We start from the raw sequence: 13,256 nt of genomic DNA, 5'->3' as shown, positions 1-13,256 counted from the left end.
CCTTAATCTTGCTCTAGGGTTGTCTTAGTGAACTTCAAGTTAAGTAGTGCCATACCACCTACCATCAGGAAGATAATGGTTGCAATTGCACCGGCCAAACCGAAGTCCTGACCACCGCCCCCCTCAAAGGCGATACGGTAGGTATAACTGACTAGCAAGTCGGTATAACCCGCAGGCTCTGAGGTACCCACCATGTTAGGTCCACCTGCCGTCAGTAGCTGAATCATTACAAAGTTGTTGAAGTTGAATGCAAAACTTGCAATCAGCAATGGCGTTAACGGCTTGATCAACATTGGCAGTGTGATCTTGAAGAAATTTTGAATCGGGCCAGCACCGTCAATTGCTGATGCCTCGTACAAGTCTTCAGGAATTGACTTCAACAGTCCCATACATAGGATCATCATATAAGGGAAGCCAAGCCAGGTATTAACCAGTACGACCATGAACCGGGCCATCATAGGCTCTGAGAACCAAGATGGTTTGATACTGAACATTGCATCGAGCATCATATTGATTTCACCAAAGCTCTGGTTAAACAGACCTTTGAAGATAATAATAGAGATAAATGAAGGTACTGCGTATGGCAGAATCAACAACACTCTGTAGATACCACTGCCCTTTAGTGGTTCCCACTGAACAATACAAGCCAGGATCATACCCAAGGCCAGCGTCAGGGCAACAGACAGGAAGGCAAACACAACAGTCCAAACGAAGATCCCAAAGAAAGGTTCTTTGATACCATCATCGGTCATGACACGTTCGAAGTTAGCACCACCCACACCAACAACAAACCCTGGTGAAATAGGCTCACCAACAAAGTTGCCTTCACTATCAACAGGTTGATAGAAGCCAGTTTCCATATTGGGTTTATAAATCTGCTGAGTCTGATTATTCAGCATGCTCAGGCCATCATCCTGAACAGTGAAGAGAGGCGTTTCGGCTGCAAACTTACGCAGACCGCTCATCTTGATCTCATGACCGCTCGGCATCATTAATTCAACTTTTGCCAAGTTAGAGCGGTTCTGGACAATTGCTTTAATCTTTTCTTTTTCGCCCTGGACACTGTCAACTTCGTGAAGTGACATAACATCAGATGTAGGGTTTGAAATATTAAACACATCTGAGGCCAATAGATCACCATCGGCCTGAATCACCAGCTGATGACCATTTTCAACTTTATAGAGATCAAAGCGATAGCTCTTACCAGACTGGAAGCTACGCTGCTCCAAAACTGCTTGGGTCCTGTCCAGCGATAGCTGGTTCGACGCACTGTAGTTGGTAAAAGAAAGCCCAACGGTATAAACCAGCGGGAAGATAATAAATACAAGCATCCCGACAACACCCGGGAAGATATAGCGGTGGGCGTATGTTCTGTTACTTCCAAAAATATACAGAGCAAGTGCGGTTAGAATAACGGTAAGAAGTGCAAAAGGGATTTCGCCCTGTGCATACATCAATACGGTAGCATAACCATTAACAACACCGATAATGCCTAGTAGTGACCATTTCAGCCACCAACGATAATTAAATTTAGGACTTTTCGGTTGTGATTTCAAAAGCCGGTCACCTTAAACTGAATACATCTCAGCACCTTGCTAGCAAAAAAATGACAAGAAATGGGGGAGAGTTTCCTCTCCCCACAAAACAATTACTTAAGCATGTGTCCAGCGGCTTCGTCCAGCGCACTATCAACATCCTGGCGACCATCAACAACATTCTTGATTGCGTTACCCTGGGCATACCAGAATGCAGCCATTTGCGGAACATTAGGCATAATTTCGCCGTTCATTGCGTTATCCATAGTGGCGGCAATACGCACATCCTTGTCTAGCTTCTTCTGGAATGATTTCAGCGCTACTGCGCCTAGTGGTTTATCATTGTTAACCTTGCCGAGCCCCTCGTCTGTTAGCAGGTAGTTTTCGATAAACTCAACAGCTAGATCCTGGTTTGGAGATGCAGAACTGATCCCAGCAGTCAAAATACCGACGAATGGTTTAGATGGGTTGCCGTTTAGCTTAGGCAATACTGCCACGCCGTAATTAATGCCAGACTTTTCAACATTGCTCCAAGACCATGGGCCATTGATTGTCATCGCGACATTACCCTTGTTGAACTCAGCCTCAGCGATGCTGTAATCCATATCTGGCGAGATCACTTTCTTATCAACCAGTGATTTGATGAAGTTCATGCCACGTTTTGCACCGGCATTGTTAACACCCACATCTTTCACATCATAACCTTCAGCGGTGAACTTGAACGCGTAACCACCATCAGCAGACAGTATTGGCCATGTGAAGTACGGTTCTTTCAGGTTCCACATAATCGCTTTCTTACCATCTTTCTGAAGCTTTTTGTCCAGCGCTTCGATGTCTTCCCAGTTCTTAGGTGGGGTTGGAACAAGATCCTTATTGTAAATCAGAGAAAGCGCTTCAACCGCAACAGGGTAACCGATGTATTTACCGTCGTACTGCACAGCGTCCCAGGTAAAGTCAATGATCTTGTCTTTTACTTCTTTAGAAGGCTTAACTTCTGCCAGCAGACCTGATTTCGCATAGCCTCCGAAACGGTCATGTGCCCAAAATACGATGTCCGGACCATCACCCGCTGCAGCTACCTGAGGGAACTTCTCAGATAAACCATCAGGGAAAGCAACTGTTACTTTGACACCTGTATCTTCTTCAAACTTCTTACCCACTTCAGCCAGACCGTTATAACCTTTATCACCATTGATCCAGATAGTTAGTTGACCTTCTTCAATCGCGGCGGGTGCGTTTACTGAGCCAAGTGCGGCAAGGGAACAAAAAGCTGCTGTGCTGAGTATTTTCTTCATTTTTAACACCCTTCATGATTGTTATATGTCGTGTTGTAGAAATGTCTCTACAGTACAATTTACACCATTAGGATTGGCTCTGAGATTTAAAGCGTAATCTCTGTCGTTTCAATTAGTGATGCCGTTCTAAAACAATTCTTCCTTTTCTCTCTTTTAAATTCTTAGCAAGAATGATGTTATCCAGTAGCGTCTGAGTAATTATAGGTGCAGTTAGGCTGCCAGCGCTTAAAACTGCTCTTAAACCGATATAACATTAGGATTATTGAGCTGTCCATTTTCAATCATTGACTACAGTTCTACACAAGCTAATGTCGCCTTCGCCCCTTGTTCTGATTTCCATCCCAGACACTGATGCATCTTCCTCATTAATCAGAAGGTGTTTTACATTTCAATTCCAATATGTGGCAGAACCTGCTTGGCTGCGACTATTGCATAAGTATTAAAACCAATATTTTGTCTCAATTACATGTTCAAAAAGGACAAACTGCCAATTATTCGATGACTGTGATGGTTGGTGACTCAAGGTTAGCTATGCTAATGAAACCGGAAAACGAAGAATGAAGAATAAAGCACACTAATCCATCACTGGAGCGCTAAAATGAACAAACATACACTGAATTTAACTGTTGTAATTACGACCATGTTCGTCTCATCATCCGTCATGGCTGAAGTTGATTTTCACGGTTATATGCGTGCAGGTATTGGGGTCAGTGGTGAAAACGGCCAGCAGGTGCGTTACCAGTCGAATAAAGTCGGTCGCCTCGGGAATGAAGATGATCTCTATGCTGAAATTCTATTAGGTAAAGAGCTTTACAATCAAAATGGAAAATCCTTTTATGTCGACTCAATGGTTGCCTTACTTTCTGATGGAAGCAACGACTTCGAAGGTACGAATACATCTTGTGAGTTGATCAATAATTCAGCAGGTGATGTTGATGATATCTCCTGTAATAATGATGCACAATTTGCCCTTCGTCAGTTCAATATTCAGTCTAAGGGGCTCATTCCGCGCAATCCGGAGGCGGTTACCTGGGCAGGCAAGCGTTACTATCAGCGCCATGATATTCATATTTCTGATTTTTACTACTGGGATACATCAGGATCCGGCGCAGGTGTGGAAAATTTATCTGTCGGTACAGGAAAACTGTCATTAGCGGTACTTCGCCAAGATAGCGGTGACGTCAATGTGAATAACTTTGATATCCGGTACGCCGAAATTAAGCTTTGGCAAGAGACCAATCTAGAACTTGGTTTTAATTATGGCCTCATCAATGAAACAGATGAACAAAAAGCGGGTATAGGCGAAGATCCGCTGATGTTTACTGCTGAAATAACTATGGCTGATGTTATCGGTGGTTTGAACAAAACAGTATTCCAATATGCGACTGAAAGCTATGGTGAACAAATGGCCGGATTGGGGGCGGGTAACTCACCCGATGCAACCTCTGATGATGGTGTTGAGGGTTACCGAATCATTAATTGGGGGGTTATGGCCCCAACAGAGACTTGGGAAATCGGATATCAGCTTGTATATGCCCGTTCAAGTTATGACAGTCAGGATGATCACTCTATTTTTAATATAGTTGCTCGCCCAATGTATAAGTGGGATGAAAATATGCGAACAGTGTTTGAGGCTGGCTGGTTTACAGAAGAGAACGATAACGTAGATAGCTCCGGTAGCAAGTTAACCTTGGCACAAGCTTGGGCAGCCGGCACCAGTTTCTGGGCCCGTCCTGAACTTCGAGTATATGCCAGTTACCTGAGTGATTATGAAAATGATGATGCTTTTGGGACCGGAAACGACTCGGAATACAACCTTGGTGTCCAGGTTGAAGCATGGTGGTAAACCAGATAGAGCTAAGGGAATGATTAAGTCAAAAACCATAACATTATACCTATGGGCCGTATTCACTACGGGTTGTGTATCAGTACCTGAAATTAGTACTCAGGCAAAGAGCCCAGCTACTAATAGCGTCGCTTCTCCGGCAGAATTAAACTGGCAGGAACTGAATCTCCCGGTAGATATCAATTTTGAATTTGACGAAAAAAGTCAGGTACTGCTAGATGATAACAGTATTGGTCCTGTAGCAAGTTTTGTTATTCCAGTAGGCAGAACTCCGATTGACATGGTTCTGACTAGCCATGTTGATAGAAAATTAACCCTTTATATACCAAATATATTGATCACCAATTCCGAAGGGCAGGTACTTTACCACACCAAATCAACTGAATTCAGATATATACCAGCAAGGCTTTTAGATGGAAATCAAATTCAGACACGATTTACCATTGCTCCACAGGTAGGGACGGATCAAGTCAATGTTTTAATCTACACCACTTCCGAAGATCTAAAAGGTAGTACAACAGTTGTTCATCCAGCTAAAGCATTCGCGATAGGAAAAGGAAATCAGCCACCGAAGATCCCAGATCTTACTGCGTTGCACAGCAAGTATGGTCAACTAAATTTAACAGTATCGGTAGCGAGTTCAACAAATCAATACCCGATTCATCCTAGTCTTGATTATGTGCCGGAAAGCGACACGAGAAGTACCTACTATCTGAATTCTATTCAATACAGCGTAGAGCAAGGAGATATGGATCATGCCATTACATTACTGAATGAAGCTGAAAAACTTGGTATCCCAAATGCTAGAGCAACGTTTATCAATGCAGTTCAAATTCAAAATGAGCATAAAGTAGCAGATTAATTGCTTGCTGCATTTTACGGTGCTTTTTATCCATCCAGAATACTTGAAAGTTCTTTGCTAAAGTTTGGTCTTCTTAATTGTATACTTCCCCAAAGGATACCGATGACTATGAAGATCAAACTTATATTACTCCCGTTGCTAGGTAGCAGCTTGCTTATCAGTCTTTCTGCCTTTGCTGATTTAAGAGATATTGGTCGATATGATTCCAAGGGATTATATGAACCGGGGTACGTAAATTACCAGCACGCTAGAGAACGGAGCTCAACACCAAATGAAGATTCCAACCACTTGAACAAGATTGGATTTATGAATGCATCTGGTCATTATGAGCCGAACTACGTAAATTACCCTACGCCAAAAAGCAAACATGCTAACAACAAAACAGAGTTAGAACTGCTTTCTGAGGTGGGGCATTACAACCAAAACGGCATTTACGAACCGGGCTACGTAAATTACCGCCACTGAACGACTTTGCTGAAGGGGCCTATTGCATCTTGGAATTGGAATGTAGAAACACCTATCCCCAGATATAATTAGGCCACTAGGGGGGGAGTTGCTTCCTAGGAGAGATATCTCCAGCATTTTTATCTAACCATTGCAAGTTTACGAAACGCTTGAACCAAATGCTTTTGGTCCAGAGGTAGTCGTTCAATCAAGTTTATGTAATTGTTATCTTTAAATGCTTAGTATTTGAATTTGGTATGTATAACAAGTATAAGAGTGACGGTAAAAAAGCCGATACATTGATGCAGCAGCTAGAAACAAGGGATTGACCAGTATGAGCGACAAAACCCGAAACAAGCTGGAACAAGCCCTGTTGTATATTGAGCAAAACTTGGATGAAAAGCTGTCTGCGGAGCAAGTTGCTCAACATGCTTGCCTATCAAGTTTCCACTTTCAGCGTATGTTCAGTGCTTATCTGGGGGAGCCTGTTAGCCAATATGTATTGCATCGGCGTTTGGAGCACGCAGCCAAAAACCTATTAGCTCAGCCTGAGTTAGGGTTACTCGATATAGCGTTGAATGCAGGTTTTGAAACCCATAGTGCCTTCACCCGTGCATTCAGACAGCACTTTGCTATTAGCCCAAGTGAATTTCGCTTACAGCCGGAAAAAGCCAAGCTAAGCCATGATAAATCTCGCCCTTTTTTAAACACTGTGATGGCAAAGAGCTCGACATTGAAGGTGGAGATCAAGTCTTTGCCTGACCTTTTCTATAACTACAAAACCGCTAAAGGTACTGTAAACGGCACATTCCTCAAGCAAACTCAGCAAGAAGTTACCTGTGACTTTCAGCTCCTAAGCAGAAAACCACAGCTTTATGGCTTAATTAGCGCATTCCCGGCGAGCCCTCAAAGTCTAAATGACAATTATGCTCAGGTGTTATACGGCGCCCTTTATCTTGATCCGCAAACTGATACCTGGAGTCCAGACTGGCTCCAAATTGAGCCTGGCCTATGGGCGGTGTTTGAGCATAAGGGTGACTATGATTACCTGTATCAAACTTGGAATCAGGCCTTCCGGGCTTGGCTGCCAAGCTCAGGGTATGAATTAAGAGATGCTTTACCTTTTGAACTCTATATAACCTCTCCCGTTACGACGCCTCAGAAAGATTGGTTAACGCATCTCTATGTGCCAGTAAAAACAGCAGGATCTGAACAGCAAACATAACCTGGTATTGCTGTAATTCGCTATAGATAACAAACAAGGAAACTATCTATGGCAATTCACCAATTATCAGCTGTTCAAGCGTGCGAGAGAATCCAGCAGGGAAAAGAGACGCCTCAGCACCTCAAGCAACATTTGCTGAACCGAATATCGCAGCTAGATCCTGAACTGGGTGCTTTTATATATCAGGATCAAACACCAGCAAAGCAAGGCTCTTCTCTTCTCGCAGGGTTACCGATCAGTTTCAAAGACCAGTTCCACATTAAAGAGTTACCCTGCAGCTTTGGTCTCGCTCAAACAACATTAAGTGAAGTCACCGCGCCAGTTGTAGAAAAGCTGTTTCAGCAAGGGGCCAGTTTACTGGGGAAAACAAGCCTTCCTCCTTTAGCGATGGACTTTCAAACGAATAATAAGATTCGAGGATTTTGCAAAAATCCGTGGGATCAAGACTATACCTGTGGTGGTAGTAGTGGTGGCGGCGCCTCTGCTGTTACTTCTGGAATGAGTTTTGTTGATATAGGCACTGATCTCGCGGGTTCATTGCGGATCCCTGCCAGTTTCTGCGGTGTGTATAGCTTGGTACCCAGTGAAGGAGCGTTGACCAGCCAAGGGATACTGATGAAGTCTGAACTCTCTCTGCCACATTTTGCTCGCCCCGGCCCCATAGGTAGAGAGCCTCAGGATCTTGCTTTGATCTGGCAAGCGCTTAAAAATGAGAGTAAGGCTGAGATCGATGAACACTTGAGACTGGCTTATTGGCAACAAGCGGATGAACTACCACTAGATTCAGATATCAGTAAGCTGATGGATCAAGCTTTAGGCCAATGGCAAGAGGCCGGGCACCAGTGTTACCAGTCAAAACCTGAACACTTTAGTTTCACAGATTGCTGGAAAGCCTATGGACACATCATGGGGTTTGAAACGTCTGGTTTAATGAACCCTTTTATCCGATGGCTAAGTATATTGTCAGGAAAAGATAGCAGAAAACGTTCTCCTAATTTTCTAAATAATGTAATTCATGGCTATCGCAGAAATCGTAACGAATACTCTAGGGCGCTGAAACAACGTGAAAATTTGATCCACCATTGCCAAACGTTTTTTCAGCAGTTTGATGCCTGGATATTGCCTGTTACGTGTTGCCTCGCATTTAAACATATATTGCCAAGTTCGGAACAAGGCCCGAACAGAGACTATAAAGCACCGTTGATAGTCAATGGATTAGAACTGAACTATCTTGATGCGCTGACAGCATATACAACACCGATTAGTCTGATCGGCCATCCCGTTGTGACAATGCCAATTGGCCTTGATAGAAATGGGTTGCCTGTTGGCATTCAACTCGTCGGGAAAATGAATGGAGAAGCTAAACTGCTACAAATAGCCGAGGAGTTATCTAAACATATTAATATGCCTACTTGTCCTGTATTGCTAGAGCAAACTGATTCATTGAGTTAAATCAATAGTAAATAGTGATCCTGAAGTTGAGCAAGGTATATATATACATGCTGGTTCAATTATAGGGAATTTAAAACATATCATTCTTTCATAAGAATAAGAGTCAAACGCATCACACTTTGAATTACGGTACTTATTATTTTACTTATAGCTATGACTAGGTGTTAACAGGGTGCAGATAAGATCTGCACCCGCTGAACGGATCTGCCCTATGCTGTTTTCAGATACGACGTTCTTAATTTATTTAATATAAATCCTAAGCATGCGATTGAGCAGGCGCCGATTAGTACAGGTGTCACTAAGAACGGCCAACTTTGCCCGGTCAACATAACTAGCATTGGGTTTGCACCTGCTGGTGGATGTGTCGTTTTTGTCAGAAGCATTGTAGTAATGGCTAAGCCGGTTGCCAATGCCAGTGACCAAGGATACACGCCAACATATTCAATAAACAAAACGCCAATAAGTGCTGTTAATAAATGGCCAATAATGACATTTTTAGGTTTAGCGAGTGGGCTATCAGGCAGGCCAAATACCAACACGGCAGTTGCGCCAAAAGGCGCCATTAGCCAAAGCCCGGCATGTGTCATGCTATCAAGATAGGACAAAACACCGATAGCAAGAGTTGCCCCTAAACCAGCAACGATGGGGAAAATTGCTTTATTCATGTTACTTTCCCTTATGGTAGACAGGTCTGTCTACCAGTTAGGGTAGACAACCTTGTCTACTCGTGTCAATATGTTTTCTTGTAAGGAGTTGCTCTATGAATGAAAAGAAATTGTTATTGGTTAAAACGGCTTTGCGCCTTTTTTACTCCGCTGGTGTCAACTCTGTTGGTATCAATGAAGTCTTAAAAGAGTCAGGCGTGGCCAAAAAAACGCTTTATAACCATTTTGCCAGTAAAGAAGAGCTCGTGTTGGCGACGTTACAATACCGAGATAAGCTATTCTATCAGTGGGTTAAATCACTCTTAGACAGCAAGGTGTCTGCGAGAGAGTCTGTCCTTGCCATGTTCTATGGGTTAGATGATTGGTTTAATAATCGAGTACCAGAGCTTGATGAGTTTAAAGGCTGTTTTTTTATTAACACGGCTGCTGAATTCAGTGAGCCCACTTCGCCGATTAGGGTTTATTGCTCGCATCACAAAGAGAAGCTGAGAGAGCTGGTTAGAGAGAAGGTTAGCGTGCTTTCAATGGAACCGGAACGAGAGGCTATGTTAGTCGACGCTATTTGTATTTTAAAAGAAGGGGCGATTGTCTCTGCATTTGTTGGCGGTGACAAAAATGCTGCGTTAAAGTGCATACTAACGGTGTCTAGGTTGGTCGAGCTAGAGTGTTAATAGCTCGAATCCCATACAATAACTAGTTGAAATAATTGTTTAGCCGCTATGTTGCACACTTTTCTCATACTCAGATATGATTGTTGTGCTTTTTACAGCGCTTTCAAAAAATCGGGATTTTACATCCAGGTAGTCTGGATTAGAAAAGAATGCTTCCATGTCAGCTTTGCTGGGAAAGTTGATTGTAAAGACACGATTAATATCGTTACTTTCTTCAGGTAATAATACTTCTGACACCTTAAAGTCGTAGCCGAAGCTGCCGCCAAACTGTGAGAGTATCGGTTTCATTGCCGTCCGGTATTCTTGGTAGCGGTGGTCATCAATAACATTAAGGCCAACTAACATTTCATAAGACATTGAGGTTCCTTACTCAATAGGGCTATTGTCACCCGTCAACTGCAGTATAACGTTGAGAGCAGTAGATAATAAAAAGGAGCTAGCCTTAAGACTAACTCCATTTATTTTTCATTCGACTAGACCAAACTAGCCAGCATGTCGTCTGAATAGCCAACTAATTCAGCACCTTCACGTACTCTGGAGACATAATCTGGGTTGGCGATGAAAGGTCGACCAATTGCAATTAAGTCAAACTTATCATCGGCAATAGCCGCGCTTGCAGCCTCTGGTGTGTAACTGCCAACCCCAACCAGTGTTTTGCTGTAATTGGCGCGAACATAACTGGATGCTCGGCCACCGAGGTAGTCAAACTCTATACTATCGTCAAAAATACCGATATGCAGGAATGCCAAGTCTCGCTTTTCTAGCTCAGTTAAAAGGTAATCAAACACGTCACGGTCACGGCTATCGCCAGCCATATTAAAGTAGGCACCAGGGCTGACTCGAAGAGCCGTTCTCTCGTTGCCGATACGATCACTGACAGCATCAACCACAGCCAGTGCAAATCGAGACATGTTCTCAGGACTGCCGCCATATTCATCGCTACGGCGGTTACTGTCATGGTGCAGGAACTGATCGATGAGATAACCATTGGCACCATGGATCTCGACTCCGTCAAATCCGGCATCGATAGCATTACTGGCAGCCTGGGCATAATCTTTTACCAGTTGTGCAATATCCTCATGAGTTACAGCTTTCGGTACCTGATAGGTTAGCTCGCGCACTCTCGGAACCGTGCCCTCAACAGCAATTGCAGAAGGTGCCAGTACATCACCACCGCCAAAAAAGTGAGGGTGGGCAACACGCCCGGTATGCCACAGCTGCGCAAAGATCTTACCGCCGTTACGATGAACCGTATCGGTTACAACGCGCCAGCCGTTAATTTGTTCAGGGGTAAATAGGCCAGGGGTGTTTGGATAGCCTTGGCCATCAGGTCGGATAATAACCGCTTCGGAAATGATCAAACCTGCCTCAGCACGACGGCCATAATATTCAGCCATTGCCTGTGTTGGCACAAGATCATCATCAGCCATGCACCGGGTCAGCGGTGCCATCAAGATACGATTATTAAGGCTAATCGAGCTATTAAGAGCAAAAGGTTGAAACAGGTTATCAGTCATAACGATGTCCTTTCTTGAATGTTCATTCAAGATGCCTTTTCTTGAGTGAACATTCAAGTATTATTTTGAACAAATATTCAAAATTAAGTACACTCAGGTTAGATAGAATTGAACAGTATGAAAGCCGCTAATGAGAAACGCAGAGTTTGACCGAGAAACTGTACTGAGATCAGCCATGATCGCCTTTATGCATAAAGGTTATGCTAAAACCAGTATGCAAGATTTGACCAAGGTGACGGGTCTGCACCCCGGCTCAATCTATTGTGCTTTTGATAACAAACGTGGCTTGCTACTGGCTGCGATAGAGCAATACAAGCAAGATCGAAGCGCAGAGTTTGAAGGATATTTTTCAGATACACAGCCGGTATTGGTTCAGCTAAAAAATTATCTGGATGGTATTGTCCAACAGTGTTTGAGTTGTGATGCATCTCAATCTTGTCTTCTGACTAAAGCACTTAATGAAGTGGCCGAGCAAGATGCTGAAGCTCAAGACATCATCTCTCAGGGGCTCGCTAATTGGCAGCAAGCTTTGGCCAATAAGTTCGAGCTAGCTAAGTCAACAGGAGAGCTGACAACACAGAGAGATAGTGCTCACTTGGCACGTTATTTTGTGATGGGGATATATGGTTTGAGAACGTTCGCACATACTCACCCTCAAGAAGAAGTGCTTCAACAATTAGCCGATCAGCTCTATCACGATATCTGTGCTTGATCTTTGATGGCTGGAACAACTCAGTAATAGCCCCTTTGGTAGCTGGTTACTTACAATCGTCTTGCTAGATCCTTTTCCCGTTTAACGCCGAGACCCTCATGGAAACTTCAGTTTTATTAATGTTTATACCTACTTTCTTTGCTGTGTCTGCTACCCCCGGACTTTGTATGACACTGGCGATGACCTTAGGTATGACCATTGGCGTACGCCGCAGTTTATGGATGATGGCCGGTGAACTCGTCGGTGTAGCACTAGTGTCTATTTCAGCATTGGTTGGTGTTGCGACTATTCTGCTGGCCCGTCCCAATCTATTTCTGGCATTGAAATATCTAGGTGGCGCCTATTTGCTTTACTTGGGTATTCAGATGTGGCGCTCTCGTGGGAAAATGGCGATCCCTGCTGATTTGGATAGCCAGGTAAGCGTTAAACCGATAGCGCTGGCCGTCCAGGGCTTTGTTACTGCGATTGCCAACCCGAAAGCATGGGCCTTTATGATCTCGCTGTTGCCGCCGTTTATCGATGCGAGCTTACCGCTGCGCCCGCAGGCAACCATTTTGATTAGTGTGATTCTGTGTTTTGAGCTGATCTGTATGTTGTTGTATGCAGCAGGGGGGCGAACCCTGCGTGGTTTGCTGCAACAGCGTGGTAACGTCATGATTATGAACCGGATTGCAGGAAGCCTGATGATGGGGGTTAGTGTTTGGTTGGTTATGGGGTAATCAGTGAGTCTGGTATTAACTCTAAATCTCAGGCTCTTACTATAAAATGACAATCATTTGTGAATAAAATCTGATTATAGTTCTGTTATACCACGTACTAAATATCTTATTGATTAATAACATTTTAGTCTGTTGGTCGAGAAAATAGACTAGCACGGGATAAATGTCTTCTATTATTGTTAGTGTGATCAGGGTATAGCTTTCAAATTAATGTCATTGCTCGTTATGTTTTACTGGCATAGTATTCACTCAAGAAAGCGCTTTCTTGGGTGATTGGTCCCAGCAGTTTTAAGAAAAATACCCAGATTAAATA

At 43.6% G+C, this 13,256-nt stretch carries 13 protein-coding genes; 8 read left to right on the top strand and 5 right to left on the bottom strand.

Going from position 1 to position 13,256, the window contains the following annotated elements; all coding sequences use genetic code 11:
* Window positions 1–2: 2 nt before the first annotated feature.
* Together malF and malE are read right to left on the bottom strand one after the other, a co-directional pair.
* On the bottom strand, window positions 3–1,556 hold the full coding sequence (malF, locus tag AC51G0_RS20555; protein WP_496303515.1) for a maltose ABC transporter permease MalF: 1,554 nt from the start codon (window positions 1,554–1,556) through the stop codon (window positions 3–5).
* A gap of 92 nt (window positions 1,557–1,648) precedes the next feature.
* On the bottom strand, window positions 1,649–2,830 hold the full coding sequence (gene malE, locus AC51G0_RS20550; RefSeq protein ID WP_496303514.1) for a maltose/maltodextrin ABC transporter substrate-binding protein MalE: 1,182 nt from the start codon (window positions 2,828–2,830) through the stop codon (window positions 1,649–1,651).
* Between the two features lie 598 nt (window positions 2,831–3,428).
* Here malE and AC51G0_RS20545 point away from each other — a divergent pair.
* From AC51G0_RS20545 to AC51G0_RS20525, 5 genes are all read left to right on the top strand, one after another.
* Complete coding sequence (locus AC51G0_RS20545; RefSeq protein ID WP_496303513.1) at window positions 3,429–4,676, top strand: maltoporin; 1,248 nt, start codon at window positions 3,429–3,431, stop codon at window positions 4,674–4,676.
* Window positions 4,600–5,538, top strand: coding sequence for a MalM family protein (locus AC51G0_RS20540; protein ID WP_496303512.1), 939 nt, complete (start codon window positions 4,600–4,602; stop codon window positions 5,536–5,538). The genes AC51G0_RS20545 and AC51G0_RS20540 overlap by 77 nt, the downstream gene beginning before the upstream one ends.
* A 102-nt stretch (window positions 5,539–5,640) precedes the next feature.
* The gene (locus AC51G0_RS20535; protein ID WP_496303511.1) at window positions 5,641–6,003 is read left to right on the top strand and encodes a hypothetical protein; all 363 of its coding nucleotides are present in this window, start codon (window positions 5,641–5,643) and stop codon (window positions 6,001–6,003) included.
* A 313-nt stretch (window positions 6,004–6,316) separates the two neighbouring features.
* Window positions 6,317–7,207, top strand: a complete 891-nt coding sequence (locus tag AC51G0_RS20530; protein ID WP_496303510.1) for an AraC family transcriptional regulator — start codon at window positions 6,317–6,319, stop codon at window positions 7,205–7,207.
* A gap of 48 nt (window positions 7,208–7,255) precedes the next feature.
* Entirely contained in the window at window positions 7,256–8,659 is a 1,404-nt protein-coding gene (locus tag AC51G0_RS20525) for an amidase (RefSeq protein ID WP_496303509.1), read from the top strand.
* A 209-nt stretch (window positions 8,660–8,868) separates the two neighbouring features.
* Here the strand turns inward: AC51G0_RS20525 and AC51G0_RS20520 are convergent, their stop codons facing one another.
* The gene (locus AC51G0_RS20520; RefSeq protein ID WP_496303508.1) at window positions 8,869–9,324 is read right to left on the bottom strand and encodes an HPP family protein; all 456 of its coding nucleotides are present in this window, start codon (window positions 9,322–9,324) and stop codon (window positions 8,869–8,871) included.
* Window positions 9,325–9,419: 95 nt separating this feature from the next.
* Here AC51G0_RS20520 and AC51G0_RS20515 point away from each other — a divergent pair, with 95 nt between their 5' ends.
* On the top strand, window positions 9,420–9,995 hold the full coding sequence (locus AC51G0_RS20515) for a TetR/AcrR family transcriptional regulator (protein WP_496303507.1): 576 nt from the start codon (window positions 9,420–9,422) through the stop codon (window positions 9,993–9,995).
* 39 nt (window positions 9,996–10,034) lie between these two features.
* On the opposite strand, the gene AC51G0_RS20510 is transcribed toward AC51G0_RS20515, so the two are convergent.
* Together AC51G0_RS20510 and AC51G0_RS20505 are read right to left on the bottom strand one after the other, a co-directional pair.
* On the bottom strand, window positions 10,035–10,352 hold the full coding sequence (locus AC51G0_RS20510; RefSeq protein WP_496303506.1) for a DUF1330 domain-containing protein: 318 nt from the start codon (window positions 10,350–10,352) through the stop codon (window positions 10,035–10,037).
* A 116-nt stretch (window positions 10,353–10,468) separates the two neighbouring features.
* Window positions 10,469–11,512: an alkene reductase gene (locus tag AC51G0_RS20505; RefSeq protein WP_496303505.1), complete on the bottom strand. Its 1,044-nt coding sequence runs from the start codon at window positions 11,510–11,512 to the stop codon at window positions 10,469–10,471.
* A gap of 130 nt (window positions 11,513–11,642) precedes the next feature.
* Between AC51G0_RS20505 and AC51G0_RS20500 the strand changes: the two genes are divergently transcribed.
* Both AC51G0_RS20500 and AC51G0_RS20495 read left to right on the top strand, forming a co-directional pair.
* The gene (locus AC51G0_RS20500) at window positions 11,643–12,224 is read left to right on the top strand and encodes a TetR/AcrR family transcriptional regulator (protein WP_496303504.1); all 582 of its coding nucleotides are present in this window, start codon (window positions 11,643–11,645) and stop codon (window positions 12,222–12,224) included.
* Window positions 12,225–12,322: 98 nt separating this feature from the next.
* The gene (locus AC51G0_RS20495; protein WP_496303503.1) at window positions 12,323–12,943 is read left to right on the top strand and encodes a LysE family translocator; all 621 of its coding nucleotides are present in this window, start codon (window positions 12,323–12,325) and stop codon (window positions 12,941–12,943) included.
* Window positions 12,944–13,256: the final 313 nt, after the last annotated feature.

The sequence above is a fragment of the Photobacterium sp. HL06 genome (assembly GCF_059552575.1).
Note: the sequence above shows the minus strand (reverse complement) of the source record. Positions and strands in the feature narration are given on the sequence as shown.